The 17,529-nt window shown below is 70.3% G+C and carries 23 protein-coding genes; 9 read left to right on the forward strand and 14 right to left on the reverse strand.

The genetic code is table 11. From position 1 onward, the window contains the following. Positions 1 to 122 precede the first annotated feature (122 nt). On the forward strand, positions 123 to 635 hold the full coding sequence (locus BLQ91_RS19875; RefSeq protein WP_090098484.1) for a DinB family protein: 513 nt from the start codon (positions 123 to 125) through the stop codon (positions 633 to 635). Here BLQ91_RS19875 and BLQ91_RS19880 read toward each other — a convergent pair whose 3' ends face one another. Then, a complete protein-coding gene (locus tag BLQ91_RS19880) occupies positions 636 to 2,210 on the reverse strand; it encodes a sulfatase-like hydrolase/transferase (RefSeq protein ID WP_218130338.1) in 1,575 nt (524 codons plus the stop codon). It abuts the gene before it with no gap. A gap of 83 nt (positions 2,211 to 2,293) precedes the next feature. On the opposite strand from BLQ91_RS19880, the gene BLQ91_RS19885 reads away from it, so the two are divergent. Then, positions 2,294 to 2,959 carry a RibD family protein gene (locus BLQ91_RS19885; RefSeq protein WP_090098486.1) on the forward strand — a complete coding sequence of 222 codons (666 nt, stop codon included), beginning with the start codon at positions 2,294 to 2,296 and terminating at the stop codon, positions 2,957 to 2,959. Here BLQ91_RS19885 and BLQ91_RS19890 read toward each other — a convergent pair. Next, entirely contained in the window at positions 2,937 to 3,341 is a 405-nt protein-coding gene (locus BLQ91_RS19890; RefSeq protein WP_090098488.1) for a DoxX family protein, read from the reverse strand. The genes BLQ91_RS19885 and BLQ91_RS19890 overlap by 23 nt on opposite strands. After that, positions 3,334 to 4,068: a CDP-alcohol phosphatidyltransferase family protein gene (locus tag BLQ91_RS19895; RefSeq protein ID WP_090098490.1), complete on the reverse strand. Its 735-nt coding sequence runs from the start codon at positions 4,066 to 4,068 to the stop codon at positions 3,334 to 3,336. Before BLQ91_RS19895 ends, BLQ91_RS19890 begins: the two co-directional genes overlap by 8 nt. Positions 4,069 to 4,109: 41 nt before the next feature. Here BLQ91_RS19895 and BLQ91_RS19900 point away from each other — a divergent pair, with 41 nt between their 5' ends. Next, entirely contained in the window at positions 4,110 to 5,093 is a 984-nt protein-coding gene (locus tag BLQ91_RS19900) for a zinc-dependent alcohol dehydrogenase (protein ID WP_090098492.1), read from the forward strand. After that, on the forward strand, positions 5,080 to 5,772 hold the full coding sequence (locus BLQ91_RS19905; RefSeq protein WP_090098494.1) for a creatininase family protein: 693 nt from the start codon (positions 5,080 to 5,082) through the stop codon (positions 5,770 to 5,772). Before BLQ91_RS19900 ends, BLQ91_RS19905 begins: the two co-directional genes overlap by 14 nt. On the opposite strand, the gene BLQ91_RS19910 is transcribed toward BLQ91_RS19905, so the two are convergent. Genes BLQ91_RS19910 through BLQ91_RS19925 form a run of 4 tightly spaced genes read right to left on the reverse strand, consistent with a single transcriptional unit; the run spans position 5,686 to position 8,783 of the window. Continuing rightward, the gene (locus BLQ91_RS19910) at positions 5,686 to 6,648 is read right to left on the reverse strand and encodes a lysylphosphatidylglycerol synthase transmembrane domain-containing protein (RefSeq protein WP_090098496.1); all 963 of its coding nucleotides are present in this window, start codon (positions 6,646 to 6,648) and stop codon (positions 5,686 to 5,688) included. The two genes, BLQ91_RS19905 and BLQ91_RS19910, sit on opposite strands and share 87 nt — an antisense overlap. Continuing rightward, a complete protein-coding gene (locus tag BLQ91_RS19915; protein ID WP_090098498.1) occupies positions 6,648 to 7,427 on the reverse strand; it encodes a class I SAM-dependent methyltransferase in 780 nt (259 codons plus the stop codon). Before BLQ91_RS19915 ends, BLQ91_RS19910 begins: the two co-directional genes overlap by 1 nt. After that, positions 7,424 to 8,395, reverse strand: coding sequence for a glycosyltransferase family 4 protein (locus BLQ91_RS19920; RefSeq protein ID WP_245733682.1), 972 nt, complete (start codon positions 8,393 to 8,395; stop codon positions 7,424 to 7,426). Before BLQ91_RS19920 ends, BLQ91_RS19915 begins: the two co-directional genes overlap by 4 nt. Continuing rightward, positions 8,373 to 8,783, reverse strand: coding sequence for a 6-pyruvoyl trahydropterin synthase family protein (locus BLQ91_RS19925; protein WP_090098502.1), 411 nt, complete (start codon positions 8,781 to 8,783; stop codon positions 8,373 to 8,375). The genes BLQ91_RS19920 and BLQ91_RS19925 overlap by 23 nt, the downstream gene beginning before the upstream one ends. A 91-nt stretch (positions 8,784 to 8,874) precedes the next feature. Between BLQ91_RS19925 and ribA the strand changes: the two genes are divergently transcribed. Both ribA and BLQ91_RS19935 read left to right on the forward strand, forming a co-directional pair. Continuing rightward, positions 8,875 to 9,510 carry a GTP cyclohydrolase II gene (ribA, locus tag BLQ91_RS19930; RefSeq protein ID WP_090098503.1) on the forward strand — a complete coding sequence of 212 codons (636 nt, stop codon included), beginning with the start codon at positions 8,875 to 8,877 and terminating at the stop codon, positions 9,508 to 9,510. Between the two features lie 38 nt (positions 9,511 to 9,548). Further along, positions 9,549 to 10,730: an amidohydrolase family protein gene (locus BLQ91_RS19935; RefSeq protein WP_090098505.1), complete on the forward strand. Its 1,182-nt coding sequence runs from the start codon at positions 9,549 to 9,551 to the stop codon at positions 10,728 to 10,730. On the opposite strand, the gene BLQ91_RS19940 is transcribed toward BLQ91_RS19935, so the two are convergent. From BLQ91_RS19940 to BLQ91_RS19950, 3 genes are read right to left on the reverse strand one after another with little or no spacing between them, the layout of a single operon-like run. Continuing rightward, on the reverse strand, positions 10,688 to 11,632 hold the full coding sequence (locus tag BLQ91_RS19940) for an NAD(P)-dependent alcohol dehydrogenase (RefSeq protein WP_090098507.1): 945 nt from the start codon (positions 11,630 to 11,632) through the stop codon (positions 10,688 to 10,690). The two genes, BLQ91_RS19935 and BLQ91_RS19940, sit on opposite strands and share 43 nt — an antisense overlap. Positions 11,633 to 11,635: 3 nt before the next feature. After that, positions 11,636 to 11,794 carry a helix-turn-helix transcriptional regulator gene (locus BLQ91_RS19945; RefSeq protein WP_090098697.1) on the reverse strand — a complete coding sequence of 53 codons (159 nt, stop codon included), beginning with the start codon at positions 11,792 to 11,794 and terminating at the stop codon, positions 11,636 to 11,638. A 53-nt stretch (positions 11,795 to 11,847) separates the two neighbouring features. Further along, positions 11,848 to 12,270: a hypothetical protein gene (locus BLQ91_RS19950; RefSeq protein WP_090098509.1), complete on the reverse strand. Its 423-nt coding sequence runs from the start codon at positions 12,268 to 12,270 to the stop codon at positions 11,848 to 11,850. A 150-nt stretch (positions 12,271 to 12,420) separates the two neighbouring features. Here BLQ91_RS19950 and BLQ91_RS19955 point away from each other — a divergent pair, with 150 nt between their 5' ends. After that, the gene (locus tag BLQ91_RS19955; RefSeq protein WP_218130326.1) at positions 12,421 to 13,269 is read left to right on the forward strand and encodes a serine hydrolase; all 849 of its coding nucleotides are present in this window, start codon (positions 12,421 to 12,423) and stop codon (positions 13,267 to 13,269) included. A 72-nt stretch (positions 13,270 to 13,341) separates the two neighbouring features. On the opposite strand, the gene BLQ91_RS19960 is transcribed toward BLQ91_RS19955, so the two are convergent. Genes BLQ91_RS19960 through BLQ91_RS19975 form a run of 4 tightly spaced genes read right to left on the reverse strand, consistent with a single transcriptional unit; the run spans position 13,342 to position 15,597 of the window. Then, positions 13,342 to 13,737, reverse strand: a complete 396-nt coding sequence (locus BLQ91_RS19960) for a VOC family protein (RefSeq protein WP_090098511.1) — start codon at positions 13,735 to 13,737, stop codon at positions 13,342 to 13,344. Further along, positions 13,734 to 14,081: an MmcQ/YjbR family DNA-binding protein gene (locus BLQ91_RS19965; protein WP_090098513.1), complete on the reverse strand. Its 348-nt coding sequence runs from the start codon at positions 14,079 to 14,081 to the stop codon at positions 13,734 to 13,736. The genes BLQ91_RS19960 and BLQ91_RS19965 overlap by 4 nt, the downstream gene beginning before the upstream one ends. Positions 14,082 to 14,124: 43 nt before the next feature. Further along, positions 14,125 to 14,667 carry a DUF6939 family protein gene (locus BLQ91_RS19970; RefSeq protein ID WP_090098515.1) on the reverse strand — a complete coding sequence of 181 codons (543 nt, stop codon included), beginning with the start codon at positions 14,665 to 14,667 and terminating at the stop codon, positions 14,125 to 14,127. Positions 14,668 to 14,706: 39 nt separating this feature from the next. Further along, positions 14,707 to 15,597, reverse strand: a complete 891-nt coding sequence (locus BLQ91_RS19975; RefSeq protein WP_218130327.1) for a DMT family transporter — start codon at positions 15,595 to 15,597, stop codon at positions 14,707 to 14,709. 22 nt (positions 15,598 to 15,619) lie between these two features. Between BLQ91_RS19975 and BLQ91_RS19980 the strand changes: the two genes are divergently transcribed. Together BLQ91_RS19980 and BLQ91_RS19985 are read left to right on the forward strand one after the other, a co-directional pair. Then, a complete protein-coding gene (locus tag BLQ91_RS19980) occupies positions 15,620 to 17,014 on the forward strand; it encodes an aminotransferase-like domain-containing protein (protein ID WP_090098519.1) in 1,395 nt (464 codons plus the stop codon). Positions 17,015 to 17,081: 67 nt separating this feature from the next. Beyond that, positions 17,082 to 17,516 carry a Fur family transcriptional regulator gene (locus tag BLQ91_RS19985; protein ID WP_090098702.1) on the forward strand — a complete coding sequence of 145 codons (435 nt, stop codon included), beginning with the start codon at positions 17,082 to 17,084 and terminating at the stop codon, positions 17,514 to 17,516. Positions 17,517 to 17,529 lie beyond the last annotated feature (13 nt).

A 17,529-nucleotide genomic window follows, 5' to 3' on the forward strand; every position in this document is an offset into this window, starting at 1 on the left:
GACATCAGGCCAACGCCAAATCGCTCGAACTCCGCTGATGTGGCCGTTCGTCTAGGACACAAGCTGACCTCAAGTGGCCCTAGAGTCCTTCGTGTCGGACAAACTTGCGGAGGACAGAAGCAATGACCACCACCGAGATCCTCACCGGCGAGCGCGCGGACCTCCTCGAGTCCCTGCGGCAGCACCGCTGGTTCCTGAGGTTCACCGCGCAGGGGCTGACCGACGAGCAGGCGGCGTCGAGCCCGACCGAGAGCGCGCTGAGCATCGGCGGCCTGATCAAGCACGTCGCCGCGGTCGAGGAGGGCTGGGTCAAGTTCGTCGAGCACGGCCCGTCGGCGATGGAGTTCGACCCGGAGTCCTTCGAGAACCACCAGCGCAACTTCCGCATGGAGCCGGGCGAGACGCTGGAGAGCATCCTCTCCCGCTACGACGAGGTCGCGGCGTACACCGACAAGCTGGTCGAGACGGTCGACCTGGACCTCTCGCACCCGCTGCCGTCGGCGCCGTGGTTCCCGAAGGGCAAGACGCGGTCGGCGCGGCGCGTGTTCGTCCACATCGTCGCGGAGACCTCGCAGCACGCGGGCCACGCGGACATCATCCGCGAGACGATCGACGGCCAGAAGACGATGGGCTGATCAGGGCCGGGGCGGGCTGAAGGCCGAGAGGAACTGGTCCCGGAAGTCGCTCATCCGCGACACCGGGGCCGACGTTCCCGGCCTGATGCCGTCGTCCCACCCCCAGCCCTCGACCCGCTGCAGCACGGCGGGGTCCCGGGCGACGACGGTGATCGGCACGTCCCGCGACGCCGCCTCCCCGGTCACCATCTGCGCGGGCTGGTGGTCGCCCAGGAACACGAAGACGAGGTTCTCGTCGCCGTAGGTCTCCAGGTACGAGATCACCGACTCCAGCGAGTACGAGACGGAGTGCGCGTAGTCGGCGCGCACGGCGGCCGGGTCGCGGCCGAAGATCGACTCCGGCGGGTCGTTCGAGGCGGGCATGGTCGAGTAGATCGAGCCGTCGCCCAGCTCCTCCCAGCGGACGGAGTCCGGCGTCGGCGACCAGGGCGCGTGCGAGGACACCAGGGGGATCGCCGCCATCACCGGACCGTGCTGCTTCGAACGAACGTTCCGCTGGAACGACTCCAGGGTGAACTGGTCCGGAGTGGTCGCGTAACCGAACCGCGGGCCCTTGTACCCGAGGTCTTGGGCGGCGTAGATCTCGTCGTAGTGGAAGAAGTCGCCTTCCGGCCACGCCTGCGTGATGCCGGGGACCACACCGACGGACCGCCACGACGCCTCGCGGAACGCCCGCGGCAGCGTGAGGCGGTCGGACGCCACCAGGTTGCGGTAGCGCTGCTGGTTGTCGATCCACAGCCCGGACAGCAGCGTCGCCTGCGCCATCCAGCTGCCCCCGCCGGCGGTCGGCGAGGTCAGGTAGGCGGACTTGGCCGCGTACCCCGCCGCCTGCAGACGCGCGTTGCCGTCGGCGAGCTTGGCCGCCACGCCGGGCATGTCGAGAGCGGACCTGCCGTAGCTCTCCACGAACGTGAAGACGACGTCCTTGCCCTGCAACGAGGACAGCAGCCCGGGATGGCCGCGGTAGGCGTCGACCGAGGCCTCCGCCGCGAACACCTCCTGGTCGTGCAGACCTGCCTGGACGCGCCGCGCGTGGTCGACCAGCGAGGTCGCGGCGGCGTCGGAGTAGACCGGAACCCCCGGCACGGCAAGGGAAACACACGCCACGGCCACCAGTGCCACCGCGCGGACCGCGACAGGACGCCGTGCCGAGGCCGCGGAACTGAGCCGCAGCACCGAAAGCGCGGCCAGCCACACGACGCCGGCGACCAGGGCCACCGCGAGCCCGACGGCCAGCACGGAGGCCAAGCGGCCGAACGTCACGTCCACGAAGTCGACGGCGGGCGCCAGCAACGGCCAGTCCAGCACGAGGTCGAACGGCCGGTACAGCACCATGTCGAAGCCGATGTCCATGATCTTCACGACCGTGAACAGGCCGAGGGCGACCCCGCCCGCGACGGCGACCGGCCTGCGGAGCCGGTCCGGCAGCAGCACCAGCGCCATCACGCCGATGAGGCCTTCGAGCGGCACCCGCAGGAACGCCTCGAAGGAGAACTTCTCGAGGTCGCTCGGTGCGATGAGCACGAACAACACGAACAGCCCCGCCAGAACCGTGACCGTCCGCCGCAGCACCATCTTCACCGGGAAACCCCTTTCAGACCCTACGAGGTAAACGCGGCACAACCCGCACCCGGTTCAACTGCACTACGATCGGGTTCGTGACTCGCCCGCACGTTCTGCTGAGCGTCGCCGTCAGCATCGACGGCCACATCGACGATCGCGGCACAGAACGCTTTCCGCTTTCCAACGCCGAGGACTTCGACCACGTCGACAGGCTGCGCGCGGAGTCCGACGCGATTCTGGCCGGAGCCGGGACGTTGCGCCGGGACAACGCGCGGCTGCTCGTCTACAACGACGAGCGGCGGGCGCGCAGAATCGCGGGCGGAAAGCCGGGGTTCCCGCTGCGGGTCATCGTCACGAGGAGCGGTGATCTGGACCCTGAGCTGCGGTTCTGGCACTGCGGCGGCGAACGGCTGGTCTACACGAGGAGCGCGACGACGACCGTCGGCGACCTGGCGGAAACGAAGACCTTCACCGATTTCGCCGACATTCTGGACGACCTCGGGGCGCGGGGCGTGGGAAAGCTCATGGTCGAAGGCGGCACGAGCATTCACACCGAGTTCCTGCGCGCCGGACTGGCCGACGAGATCCGCGTCGCGGTGGCGCCGATGCTGATCGGGCAGGCGACGGCCCCGCGTTTCGTGAATCCCGCCGAATTCCCCGGTGGACCGGCACGCCGATTCCACCTGGAGGACGTCACGAAAGTCGGGGACGTCGCGGTGCTCCGCTACTTCCCGAAAGTCACTTCCTCTTCACCAGGCTGAGCGCGCCGAGGATCTGCTCGCGGCGGTAGACCGCGATCACCAGCGCCCACACCATGAAGACCAGCGGCATCGTCGCGTCGTCGATGCCCCCGTTCGTCACGAGGACCATCTCGGTGAGCGCGGCGCCGGCCATGATGCCCGCCAGCACGAGCGCGGCGAGGCCGCAGACGCGCGGGATGAGCAGGCCGACCGCGGTGGCGATCTCCAGCACGCCGGTGAGGTACCGGAACCACTGCCCGAAGCCGATGTCGTCGAACTTCGCGACGAACTGGTCGGTGAACAGGGCGTAGCCGTTCAGGAAGAACTGCACGGCGAGCGCGATCTGCAGGATCCAGACGACGACGTTGCCGACCTTCGCCGCGGTAGAGGTCTGCTCAGACATGGCGGGATTGTCCCACCGCGACAGCGCTGGTGGTCCGCAGCCAGAGCACATCGCGACCGAACGACCACACCAGCGACGCCAGCGCGAGGCCGACGAGCACGCTCGCGAACGGCAGGAGGCCCGACGCCGCCACGACCAGGAAGATCCCCTGGACCGCCGCCACGACCTTGCGCGCGTAGCTGGCGGGCAGCGGCGCGTTCATCCAGCGGAAACGCCACGACGCGGCGACGAACACGTACCGCATGAGGCCGATCGCGAGCACCCACGGACCCATGTGCACGGCGACGTACGCGCTGAGCACGAGGATCAGGAAGGCGTCGACCTCCATGTCGAACCTCGCCCCCAGCGCCGTCGAGGTGCCGGTGCGGCGAGCGACCTGGCCGTCCACCCAGTCGAGCGACAACGCGACCGCCGCGAGGGTCACGACCAGCGCCACCGGCACGTCCTGCCCGGCGCGGTCGGCGACCAGCGCGGTCACGGCGCCGACCATCAGGCCGCGGGCCAGCGTGACGCGGTCAGCGGGCCCCAGCGACCTGGTGCCGTGGCGTTGCATGCCGTAGCCGAGGAACGCCCAGGTGGCGAACCCGTAGGCGAGCCCCGCGGCCCAGCCCATCGGCCCGAGGCCCGCGGTGGCGGCCACCACACCCAGCAGGAGGACCTGGGCGAGGGCCCAGGCGGCAGGCTCCCGCACGACGGCGGGTGTCCCGGTGTGCTGAAGTGTGATCATCAGGTGCCCCTAACGAACTTCGTGCGGCGGAGGTGTTGTGAGTGACACGTACGGCGAGTGCCTTTTGGCTCGATGAATCCGGGAACGGGGAGGTTCGGCAGGTCGCGCTGGCCGAACCGGGTCCGGGCGAGGTCGAGGTGCGCACGCTGTTCTCGGGGGTCAGCCGCGGCACGGAGACTCTCGTCTTCCGCGGTGGCGTGCCGGAGAACCAGTACTCGGTGATGAGGGCTCCCTTCCAGGAGGGCGACTTCCCGTGGCCGGTGAAGTACGGGTACCTCAACGTGGGCGTCGTCGAACACGGACCCGAACGGCTGCGCGGGCGCACGGTGTTCTGCCTCTACCCGCACCAGACCCGTTACGTGGTGCCGGAAGCGGCGGTCACCCCCGTTCCGGACGGCGTTCCCGCTGCTCGGGCGGTGCTCGCGGGCACCGTGGAGACCGCGGTCAACGCCGTGTGGGACGCGCGTCCGCTGGTCGGCGACCGGATCGCGGTGGTCGGTGGCGGCATGGTCGGGTCGAGCATCGCCGCGGTGCTCGCGACGTTCCCCGGCGCGCGGGTCGAGCTCGTGGACGCCGATCCCGCGCGCGAGTCGACCGCCCGCGCCCTCGGTGTCGGTTTCGCCCTGCCGGACCACGCCCTCGACGGCTGCGACCTCGTCTTCCACGCCAGTGCGACCGAACCCGGTCTCACCACGGCGCTGAACCTGCTCGCGCCCGAGGGCCGCGTCGTCGAGCTGAGCTGGTACGGCGACAGGAAGATCTCCGTGCCGCTGGGCGAGTTCTTCCACTCGCGCCGGCTCACGATCCGCAGCAGCCAGGTCGGTGCGGTCGGCCGTCCGGACCGCACCTACGCCGAACGCATGGCCGTCGCGCTGGACCTGCTGGCCGATGACAGGTTCGACGCGCTGATCACGGGACACAGCGCGTTCGAGGAGCTGCCGGACGTGCTGCCGGGACTGGCCGGCGGTGCGATTCCGGCGCTGTGCCACCGGATTGACTACGGTCGGGGCCATGTTCCCGAGTGACACCACGGTCGACGTCCGCGACCAGCGCGTGGCCGTGCTCCCGGTCGGCAGCACCGAGCAGCACGGCCCGCACCTGCCGCTGGCCACGGACTCGGTGATCGCGTGGACGATCGCGTCGGCGATCGCCGCGCGGTACCCGGTCCGGCTGCTGCCGCCGCTGCAGTTCTCGTGCTCGCAGGAGCACGCCGGCTGGGCCGGCACCGTCAGCATCACCGCGCGCACGCTGATCTCAGTGGTCGAGGACATCGCGGACTCCCTGCGGCGCACCGGTGTCACGAACCTGGTCCTGGTCAACGGCCACGGCGGCAACTACGTGCTGTCGAACGTCGTGCAGGAGGGCGAGGGGCTCGCACTCTTCCCGGGCCGCGACGACTGGGCGTTCGCGCGGGAGAAGGCCGGCATCGAGACCTCGGCGTACAGCGACATGCACGCGGGCGAGCTGGAGACCTCGATCCTGCTGCACGCCCACCCCGATCTGATCCGTCCCGGTTACGACAGCGCTGACCACCTGGCGGAGGACCGGCGGCACATGCTGACCCTGGGTCTGGCTCCGTACACCGGGTCCGGCGTCATCGGGCGCCCCTCGCTCGCGTCAGCGCGCAAGGGCGAGCTCCTGCTCGCGGGTCTGACCGAGTCGTTCGGCCACTACGCCGCCCTTTTCGGTCTTGGCGCGGCGTGAGAGGAAGAGCACGACCGCGCCGGGCATGGCCGCGATGAGCGCGAGCACGCCGTAGACGATGCCCGTGGTGAAGCCGTGCTGGGCGCCCAGCCCGGCGGCGCCGAACGCCACCGCCAGGAACGCCTCGCGCGGGCCGAAGCCGCCGATGTTCACCGGGATCGCCATGATCAGCAGTGCCAGCACGACGACCGGCGCGAGCTGGGTGGTCGTGGCGTCCGACCCGGCGGCGCGGGCGGCCACCAGGAACAGCGCGACGTAGCCCGCGACCGCGGCGGCCGAGAGCGCGACGACCGCGGGCCAGATCTTCAGCGAGAGCAGCCGGATGCCGTCCGCCAGGGTGTCGGCGAGCGCCTTCCGCACGGGCTTGACCCGCCACCCGACGACCACGGCCACGACGAGGCCCGCGAGGACGAGTGCCGCGGTGGTGCCGTCCGGAGCGAGGCCGAGGCCGGGCGCGGGGTGCGTGAGCAGCACCGCGAGCCCGATCCCGATGAGCACCATCTGGCCGGCGAAGCGTTCGAAGAACACGGCGCGCACGCCCCGTCCGACGTCGCCCGACTCCCGGCCGTGGTTGATCGCGCGGTGCACGTCGCCGAGCACGCCCGCGGGCAGCACGGCGTTGACGAGCTGGGCGCGGTAGTAGTCGCCGACCGCGGTGCGCAGGGTCAGCGGCAGGCCGAGGCGGCGCGCGACGAGGACCCAGCGACCCGCGCTGAGCACCGTCGTCACGAGCCCGATCGCCAGGGCGGCGGCGACGGAGAACGCGTCGATCGCGCGCAGTCCGTCGACGAACGCCCCGGTGCCCAGGCGCAGGCCCAGGGCGAGGAGGATCCCCGCCGCCAGCACCAGGCGCAGCCACGGCCAGAACTTCTTCATCACACAGCTCCCGGTAGTGCCAGCAGGTCGACGTGGTGGACCACCGCGGAGGCCGTCGACCTGCGGCGCAGGTACTCGGACGCCTCGGAGGCGAGTGCGGGTTCCTGCTCCACCGCCGCGCCGACCCAGCCCTTCAGCCACTCCGACTGCAGGGCGCCGGCGTGCAGACGCCAGGGGCTCCGCGCCGTGCGGACCGAAGCGCCGTGGGCCGCGAACGCCTCTTCCGCGACGGCCGGAGCGTCCGGGCCGAGCAGGCGCCGCCCGTTCACGACGCGACGCTGGTGGGCGTTGAACGCGTCCTGGAAGGCGGCGTCGAGCGGCTCGGCCGGGTCGAGTTCGATCCGGCCTGCCACCGAGAGCGTGAACAGTGCGGGCACATGAGCTTCTACGCAGGCAGCGGCCAGAGCGTTCATCTCCTCGGCGGTGAGCAGGTCCAGCAGCGCGGAGCAGGTGACGAGGTCGGAGCCCTCGAGGTCGGCGGCCCGCAGCGACGTGAGGTCGCCCTCGCGCGTCTCGGCGGTGACGTTCTCGAAGGCGCTCATGCCGGCCTCCGCGAGGCCGAGCAGCCGGGGGTCGCGGTCGTGCAGCACCCAGTGCTGAACGCCGCCGAGCCTCCCGGCGAGCCATCGCCCCATCGATCCCGTTCCACAACCGAGGTCACGGATCGTCAGGGGGTTTCGGTTCACCAGAGTTTCGCGGAGGGTTTCCACGAGCTCGGTCGAGCGCGCCTGCGCGTCGGCGCTCTCCCGCAGTGCCAGCCATTCCGGGGCGAAGGTCATGGCCGCAGAGTAGCCAGCACCCTCCGCAGGTCCTCTGTGGATTCGTCCCAAGTGGACAGGACGGCTCTTCTGGCGAGCGCCCTGGCCCGCAGTTCCGAGCGCAGTTCCTGATCTTGGAACCAGCGCGTCAGTGCAGCTCCCCACGCGTTTTCGTCCCCGGCGGGGACGAGCAGACCGCCGTCGCCGAGGGCATCCGGGACAGCGCTCGCGATGACCGGCAGACCGTGTGCGAGCGCCTCGGTGACCACCATGCCGTAGGTCTCGGCGCGAGACGCCAGGACGAACAGGTCCGCTTGGAGGTAAGCGCCGGTCAGCGCCTCGCCGGCGAGTGGCCCGGGGAAGCTGACGCGCTCGTCGCGCGGGAGTTCGCCCAGGAACGGCCGGTGCGGGCCGACGCACGTCAGCCGCCAGTCGCGGTCGAGCCTCCGCAACGCCCTGAGCAGCACGTCGTGGCCTTTGCGGGGTGTGATGGACGCGACGCAAAGCAGGTGGTGCACGCCGTCGGTGCCCGTGGCGACCGGCGCCGGATCGGTGCCCGGCACGACGACGTGGACGTGCCCGAGCCCGTGCCTGGACCGGATCTCGCGCGCGGCCGTGGGGCTGGTGGCGACCACGGCGCTCGCGGCACGCAGGACCTGGCCCTCCTTCTCGTCCAGGAGCGCGGCCGTCGCCGGGTCGAGCCCGGTCTCGTCGGCCAGCGGCAGGTGCACGAGGACGGCGAGCCGCAGCCTCCGGGCGTGCGGGACGACCACCTCGGGCAGACCGCAGCCCACCAGGCCGTCGAGCAGGACGACCTCCCCGTCCGGAATCTGCGCAAGCGTTTGCCGCAACGCGGTGGGGTCGGCCGGACGCGGCCAGTCACCAGCGACGGTCAGCAGGTCCATACCCGCGCTCACGCGGAGGTCGTAGACGTTGCCGCCGCTGGGACTGGCCGGATCGCCGACGTCAGCCGGTAGGACGAAGCGCACGTTCGTAGCTCGCCCACGCCACGTGCGACTCGTGGAGTGTGACGGCGATCGCATCGATCCCGTGAGCGCCCTCACCCAGAGCCCCCTCGGAGATCTTCTCCGCGAGCTGGTCGGCGATGTGCTTCGCGAGCCACTCCGTGGACGTGTTGATGCCCGCGAACTGCGGTTCCTCGTCCAGGTTGCGGTAGTTGAACACGGCCAGGACCTTGCCCAGCTCCTGCGTCGCCAGTCCGATGTCGACGACGATGTTGTCGGAATCGAGTTCCGCGCGTTTGAACGTTGCGTCCACCAGGAACGTTGCTCCATGCAGACGTTGCGCTGGACCGAAGACCTCGCCGCGGAAACTGTGGGCGATCATCACGTGATCGCGAACGGTGATGCTGAACAGGATGACCTCCGCTGTGCGGTCGGGTTACGGTGCGACCTCCATCCGAGCGTAGCTGCACGTTCGGAAGGCGTTCTGTGACGAGGGGACCGAGATGTTCGAAGAGGCCTTCAGCGACGAGGACGTGGCCGAGTCCGACCTGGTGACACGACGTGGCACCTTCCGCGCGGTGGCGTTCCGAACGAACGGTCACGAGCACATGGCCCTCGTCTACGGGAAGACCAAGCTGCGCGAGAACGTGCTGGTGCGCATCCACTCCGAGTGCATGACCGGTGACATCTTCGCGGCCATGCGCTGCGAGTGCGGAGAGCAACTCGACGCCGCGTTGAACACCATCGTGCGTGAGGGCAGCGGAATCCTCGTGTACCTGCGCGGGCACGAGGGTCGCGGAATCGGTCTGGTGTCGAAGATCCGCACGCACGTGTTGCAGGACCAGGGACTGGACACGTTGGACTCGGCGACGTCGCTCGGCCTGCCGGTCGACGTCCGCGACTACTCCCCCGCGGCCCGCGTGCTGAAGCACCTGCGGGTGCAGTCGGTGCGGCTGATGTCCAACAACCCCGACAAGATCGCGGCGCTCGAGGAGAACGGCATCTCGGTGACCGCACGCGTGCCGTCGCTGATGAAGCCGAACGCCCACAACATCGCGTACCTGACGGCGAAGCGCGACCGGCTGGGCCACGACCTGCCCCAGGTCGAGGAGTTCGCCCCCCTTCCGCATGCCCGCTGACCGTTGCTTTCCCAGCATGTGGAGCTCACACTGTCCGGATGCTGGCGCTGCGGGCAGGGCGTGCCTTCGACGGTGAGCGGACGCTCGCCGGCCCCGTCACGGTCATCACCGAGAACGGCACGATCAAGGCCGTCGAACAGGGCCATCCGGACGTCGCGGGTGCCGAGGTCGTCGACCTCGGCACCGCCACCGTCCTACCGGGACTGATCGACACCCACGTGCACCTGTGCGCGGACAGCGAGAACGGCGCCCTGGACCGCCTGCCCGAGTTCACCGAGGAGCACCTCGACGAGGTGGTCGAGGACGGTCTGCGCCGCCACCTCCTGGCCGGTGTCACGACCGTCCGCGACCTCGGCGACCGCCGCTGGTCCGTCGTGGAGCAGCGGTCGAGGCACCGGCAGCGCGTCCTCGCGTCCGGCCCGCCCATCACGAGCCCGCGCGGCCACTGCTGGTCGATGGGCGGTGAGACGTCCGGCGACGAGGCGTTGCGCCGGGCCGTGCGCGAGCGGGCCGAGCGCGCGGCCGACATCGTCAAGATCATGGCCAGCGGAGGGTTCGCCACCCCCGGCACGATCGTCGACGACTGCCAGTTCACCGAGCACGAACTGCGCGTGGTCGTCGAGGAGGCCCACTCGCTCGGCCTCCCCGTGACCGCGCACGCCCACAGCCTGGCAGCGGTCCAGCACGCCGTGGCCGCGGGCGTCGACGGCGTCGAGCACTGCACGTGCCTGTCCCGCGGGGCGATGGTGCTCCCCGCGGAACTGCTGGACGCGCTGGCGGAAGCCGACATCGCCGTCTGCCACACCCTGGGCTCCACGCTCGAACCACCTCCGCACGTCAAGGAGGCGTTCGAACGCACGGGGATGAGCCTCGCCGCCAAGATCAACGCCGTCGGCCGCATGTACGACCACGGCGTTCGTGCCGTGTCCGGGACCGACGGCGGCATCGGCGCCGGCAAGGGGCACGGGATCACCGCCCACGCGCTGGCCGACATGATCGACGCGGGCATGCCGAACCGCGCCGTGCTGGCGAGCGCGACCAGTCAGGCCGCCAGGGCGTGCGGGGTGGGCAAGGGGATGTTGAGGGCCGGCTGGGACGCCGACGTCATCGCCGTGCAAGGAGATCCCCTGCGGGACATCACGGCGCTGCACCACGTGACGACCGTGGTGATCGGCGGTCAGATCGTGACGACGACCTTGCCGAGCACCCGCCGCGAGTAGACGTGCTCGATCGCGTCGAGTCCTTCGGAGAGCGGGAACTCGCGCTCCACCGGGGCCTTCAGGCTGCCCGCCTCGACCAGCACGCGCAGTTCCTCGAAGACGTCGGCGCGTTCCGCCGTCATGAGCGGGACGAGCTTCTGGGACACGAACAGGTTCAGCACGACCGCGGCCAATGACCGCTCGAACCCGCCCGTGACCGCGCCACCGGTCTCGGCACCGACGAGCACCAGCGTGCCCCGCGGCGTGAGCATCTTGCGCATCTTCGACAACGACCTGTTGCCACCGCAGTCGAAGATGAGGTCGAACGTGCCGGTGAAGTCCGCGACCGTGTAGTCGACGACCTCATCCGCACCCAACGAGCGCACCAGCTCGACCTTGCGTGTGCTGCACACGCCCGTGACGTGCGCACCGAGCGACTTGGCGATCTGCACCGCGTACGACCCGACGCCACCGCCGGCGCCGAGCACGGCAACCCGTTGTCCCGCCCGCACTCCTCGCAGCCCCTGCAGCGCCGTTCCACCCGAGATCGGCAGGGCGGCCGCCTCCGCGAACGACGTCCCGGCGGGCTTGCGCGCCAGCCGTGAGACGGGTGCGACCGCGTACTCGGCGAACGCCCCCTCGCACGTGCCGAACACCTCGTCGCCGACCGCGAACTCCGTGACGCCGGGGCCGAGCCGTGTCACGACACCGGACACGTCCCGTCCCGGCACGGGCGACTTCGGCCCGCGAACCCCGAACCCGATGTAACGCAGCAGGTACGGCTTGCCGGTGAGGAGGTGCCAGGTGCCCATGTCGACGCCCGCCGCCCGCACCTCCAGCAGAACTTCACCCTGTCCGGGCACGGGCACGTCCAGCTCACCGAACGACGCCGATCCGTATCTTCGTTGCACGACAGCCTTCACAGCTCACTCCTCCGGGTACTGGAACACTTCTTCGAGCGACACCCCGAACACTCGGGCGATCTTGAACGCCACCTCCAGCGAGGGCGAGTACCTGCCCTGCTCGATGGCGATCAACGTCTGCCGCGTGACGCCGATGGCCGAGGCGAGGTCGGCCTGCTTCATCTCACCGTGCGCGAACCGCAGGGCGCGGATGGAGTTCGTGACTTTCGTGGGCTTCACAGCGTTCCCCGCCGGTAGAGCGCGATCTTCGCGGCCGAGCCGAGCACCGCGGACAGCACGAAGCAGAGGTACAGCACGTTCGCGATCCAGAAGTGCGACGCCTCGAGCACCGCCAGCACCATCGCGCTCATGCCGCCGATGACGACGAACGACTGCCCGACGTGGTCGCCGAGCCGGCCGATCTCCCTGTCCCGTTCGTCGCTCTGCAGCCCGTCGTTCCGCGCCGCGACGCCGAACCAGATGCCCGACACGATGCCGGCGACGATCCCGAGCCCCGTGGTCCACAGCAGAGCGTCCGCGTACGACACGTCGACCAGCGACCGGCCCGCGGCACGACTCAGGACAACCACCGCGTACACGGCGTACCCGACCGAGGCGATGACCGCCAGGGCCCACGCCCGCTTCTCCTCGAACGCCACGGTCCCGCTCCTGATGTCAAAGAAACCTGACACGACCAAGGTAAAACGAAGTCGACATCGTGTCAAACATCTTTTACATATCGGGCGACGTGGCCGGCGCGTCCGTCTGGCGGTCGACCCGTCCTGGGCCGACCCCATAGCGTGCGGCGCATGCTCCGTCCGATCCTCGTCGCGTGCGCGCTCGCCCTGACGGCGTGCGGCCACGCCGTGACGGCGGAGCCTCCCGCCGTGGCCCACACCCCGGCCGCGGCACCTCTCGTGGCCGCGCCGGAGGCCTGCCCGCTACCCGACAGCGGGTTCGAGTGCGAGTTCCAGAGGCGCCTCGAGGCCGCCGAGGACTACGCCGAGACCAGGCCGGGCACCGTGGGCTTCGTGCTGCGCGACCGCAAGACCGGCGCGATCTGGCGCAACGGCCACGCGAACGACCTGACCTGGACCGCGTCGACCATCAAGCTCGCCATGGTCGTGAACCTGCTGGAACGCCATCGCACCGGCAAGATCGAGCTGAGCGAGGACGACCGCACGCTCATGAGCGCAATGCTGCACACGTCCGACGACGACGCAGCGGACACGCTCTGGAAGCGCTACGGCGGCACGACGTTCAACACCGCGTTCGCCCGGTACGGCATGACCAGCCTGGTGGCACAAAAGGGGTACTCCGCCGAGTTCCCCTACTGGGGCTTCGAGAAGTGCACGGCGAACGACCTCGACCGCCTGATCAACTACGTCCTCGACTCCCTGCCGGCCGAGGACCGCGCCTACATCGTCGAGCAGATGCGCGACGTCGGCCCGCCGCAGCAGTGGGGCGTCTGGGGCCCGGACTCCGGTGCGAAGAACGGCTGGTCGGAGGAGGACGGCGGCTGGGTGATGAACTCCGTCGGCTTCGTCGGTCAAGACGAGCGCTACACCCTCGCCGTCATGAACGACCTCAAGGGCGAAGGCGCCTACGACGAGGGCCGCGCCACCGACACGGAGATCACGCGCATCCTGTTCCGCTAGCTCTGCGAGGAACGCCGCCCGTTGCCGACGAGCACGTCGACGTGGCCGCACCTCGCAGCCCCGGCGCGGCTCTCAGTCCTCGACCGGCTCCCCAGCCGACCTCTCGCCGCGCTCCCCGATCGACTCCCACAGGCACAGGACGCTGCCCTCGGTGTCCTCCACGTACCGAGAGAACCCGTAGTCGCCCACGCGTTCCTTGGCGTTGAGCAGCTTCCCGCCCGCTGCGGCCACCTCGGCGGCCACGGCGTCGAGGTCCGGCACCTCGATGATGAGCACCGGCCCGCGCACGAACTCGGTGCGCGGCGAGATGCCGCCGTCCGCGTCCCGAACGTCGACCGGGTCGCCGTCGGTGTCGACGAGCACGTAGTCGAACGGCAGGTGCTGCGCCGACCACCCGAACACCGAGCGGTAGAACCCGGTCGCACGGGCCAGGTCGTCGGCGGGCAGCTCGAACTTGACCCTGCTCATCGCGCGAGGTCCGGCACCTGGGCCACCAGCTCTTCCGGCGCCGTCAGCCGCCACGCCTCGAAGACCAGCTCGCCGAGCTCGTCGGCGTCGACGCCCTCCAGGTACGCCACGACCCAGCCGAAGCCGCCGGAGGTGAACTGCACCTCGAACACGTCGGGCCGTTCGGCCACGAGCGCCAGCTGCTCCGACAGCGTCTGCTTGAGACCCACGGTCTGCGTGCGCGGCCAGTAGTAGCCGAACACCTTGCCCCGCACGCGGAACGTGTCGTACTGCTGACCGGACGTGCGCTGCGCCTCGGCGAGCCCGTCCACGATCGTGAACAGCTGCTTGTTCGATGTCGCCACTGCCGACCCCCAAAGCCGAAGGCGGAAAGTATAAATCCGGTTTTCAGGACGCGGGCGCGGTGAGCCTCCTCAGGTGGTCGGCGAGGAGAGCGGCATGGGACAACGGCGTGCTCGCGTCCTCGACGTCGCCGTTGGTCGTGTAGTCGAGCAGCACGACGTCGGAGGACTGGGCCAACTCGTGCAACTGCTCGACCTCGGCTCGCACCCGGTGGTCGAGGACCCAGCGGTACGCCGGCAGGTAGATCTCGCGGCGGGCCGTGCGGTAGTCGAGCAGGTGCTCCCCCGTCAGGCCCGCGCGGTGGCCGCGGACACGACCGAAGCGGCGGACCGTCCGCTTCAGGCCTTTCATGGACGTCACCGCGAGCTTGGCGGGATCGACGCCGGCCGACTCGAAGACCTTGAGCGCCTGCCACAAGCCTTCGACGGATTCGCTCGTGACGCCCGGCGACAACGGCACCGGAACCCCGCCATGCGGGCAGAACGGGCTGAAGCGCACCCACGGCTCGGGACCGCGGGAGGTCACGTCGATGACCACCGCGTCGGGGCGCTTCACCTTGCGGCGCTTGCTCGCGACTTCGACCGGCACGCGTCGAGCATGGCAGGGAGGTCTGACAATTTCCGTGGGTCAGCGCACCGGCTGGGCGGTTGCCGCCGTGGGCGACGTGGCACGGTTGCGTTGGGTCAGCACCACACACACGAGAACGACCGCGGCCGTGGCCAGTGCCGGCCAGCCAACGGGTTCACCGAGCACCACGGCCGACCACAGCAGCGTCAGAACCGGTTGTGCCAGCTGGATCTGCCCGATCTTGGCCACCCCTCCCGCGGCCAGGCCCGCGTACCAGGCGAAGAAGCCGAGGAACATCGAGATCAGCGACACGTACCCGAAGCTGAGCCAGACGACGCCGGTCGCGCGGGAGAAGTCCGCCGTCCACAGGGAGATCGGGACCGTCACCGGCAACGAGACCACCAGCGCCCAGCACACCGTCCTCGCCCCGCCGAGCTCGCGGGACAACGCGCCACCCTCGGCGTAACCCAGGCCGCACAACACGACGGCGACCACCAGGTAGAGGTCGGCGAGGCCGAGCGAACCGGAGAGACCGCCACCGGTGGCCACGAACGCCAGCACCGCGAGCAGACCGGCACCGCTGGACAGCCAGAACGCCACGGGCGGCCGTTCCGAGGCGCGCAGGACCGCCCAGATCGCCGTCGACATGGGCAGCACGGCGATCACGACGGCGCCGTGGGCCGAGGTCTGGGTGGTGAGGGCGAGAGAGGTGAAGAGCGGGAAGCCGATCACGATGCCCAGCGCGACGACGACGAGCCGCCGCACCTGCGTCACCGTCGGGCGGGACGCACGCGATAACGCGAGGTAGCCGATCGCCAGGACACCGGCGACGAACGCGCGTCCGAACGCGACGAACCACGGGTCGAGACCTGCCACCGCCAGGCGGGTCGCGGGCAGGGAGAAGCTGAACCCCAGTACGCCCAGCGCACCGAGTGTTACCCCCGCAGGCACGATAACGTTACTCTTGGCTCTCATGAATGAGGATAACGCAGCCGTCCGCGTTATCGAGGACCTCAGGGCGGTCGCCCGCGCCGGTCGTGCCGGGGACCGCATGCCCTCGGTGCGCGACCTGATGACACGGCACCGCGCGTCGCCCGCGACGGTCCAGCAGGCGATCCAGCGCGTGGCGGCGGAAGGCCTCGTCGAGGTGCGGCCTGGCCGGGGCAGCTTCGTGGCCCCGCGGACGGGTGCGAGCGGCCACGACCTGTCGTGGCAGGCCGTCGCACTCGGCGAGGGCAGGCCCGGCGAGGACTTGGTGGCGAACCTCGTCGCGGTGCCGAAACCGGAGGTTATCCCGCTGACCAGCGGCTACCTCGACCCCGACCTGCAGCCCACCGACGCGCTCGGCGCCGCGCTCAGCCGGGCCGCCCGCAGACCCGCGTCGTGGGGACGCGTGCCGGTCGAGGGCAGGGAGGAGCTGCGCGCGTGGTTCGCGAAGGAGGCGGGCGGCGAGCTCAGGGCCGGTGACATCACGGTCTGCGCGGGCGCGCAGGAGGCCCTGGCGACGGTGTTCCGCGGGCTCGGCACCCAGGGCGACACCGTGCTCGTCGAGTCTCCCACCTACCTCGGCGCGATCGCGGCCGCACGCGATGCCGGGCTCAAGGTCGTGCCCGTCCCCGCCGACCACGACGGCGTGCGGCCGGACCTGCTGCGGGCCGCGTTCGAACGGACCGGCGCGAAGGTCTTCTACTGCCAGCCGTTGCACGCGAACCCGCACGGCGCGGTGTTGTCGGACGAGCGGCGCACCGAGGTCATGCGGACCGTCCGCACGGTGGGGGCGTTCCTCGTCGAGGACGACTGGGCACGCGGCTTCACGATCGACGGCACCGCGCCGCCGACGCTGGCCTCGCAGGACACCGACGGCCACGTCGTCTACGTCCGCTCGCTCACCAAGGTCGCCGCGCCCGGACTGCGCGTCGCGGCGATCGGGGCGCGCGGGCCGGCCGGCACACGCCTGAAGAACACCCGCTCCCGGCAGGACCTGTACGTCGCGGGACCCCTGCAGGAGGCGGCGATCGACTTCGTGACCTCCCCCGCCTGGCGGCGGCACCTGCGCACGCTCCAGCAGTCCTTGAGGTCCCGGCGCGACGCTCTGGCCCGCGCGGTCGGCGACCACCTGCCGGAGCTGCGGATCGCGAAGTCGTCGGGCGGCCTGCACCTGTGGGTGGCGTTGCCCGACGGCGTCGACGACCTGGAGCTGACGACGGCCGCGGCGGCGCGGGACGTCGTGGTATTCCCGGGACGGGCGTGGTTCGCCGCTGAACCGCCCGGGAGCTTTCTCCGTTTGACCTATGGGGGCGCACCCGAGCACGTGCTCGCCGAGGGTGTGCGACGTCTGGCGGAGGCCGTGTCGGCCGTGCGGCGGTGATCGCGTCACATGAATTGCATCGTTCGTTAACTTGACTCAATCCAGAAAAGACGGCAGTGTGGACCCCGTGCCCACGGCTTCCGATTTCGAGCGCATGTTGCGTGGAGCGTCGCTCCGGGTGACGGCTCCGAGGATGGCTGTGCTGTCCGCGGTGCACTCCCACCCGCACGCCGACACGGACTCGATCATCGGTGTCGTGCGCCAGAACCTCGGCGCGGTCTCCCACCAGGCCGTGTACGACGTGCTCCGCGCCCTGACCGGAGCCGGCCTGCTGCGCAAGATCGAGCCCCAGGGCTCGGTCGCCCGCTACGAGACGCGCGTCGGGGACAACCACCACCATGTCGTGTGCAGGTCCTGCGGTGCCATCGCCGACGTCGACTGCGCGATCGGCCACGCACCGTGCATGGACGCGTCCGACGACCACGGGTTCGTCATCGACGAGGCCGAGGTCATCTACTGGGGCACCTGCCCTGAGTGCACGACCGCCGCGAAAAGTTCTTGAACACCCGGAAGGA

It is taken from the genome of Lentzea jiangxiensis, assembly GCF_900104175.1.
Lineage (GTDB): Bacteria > Actinomycetota > Actinomycetes > Mycobacteriales > Pseudonocardiaceae > Lentzea > Lentzea jiangxiensis.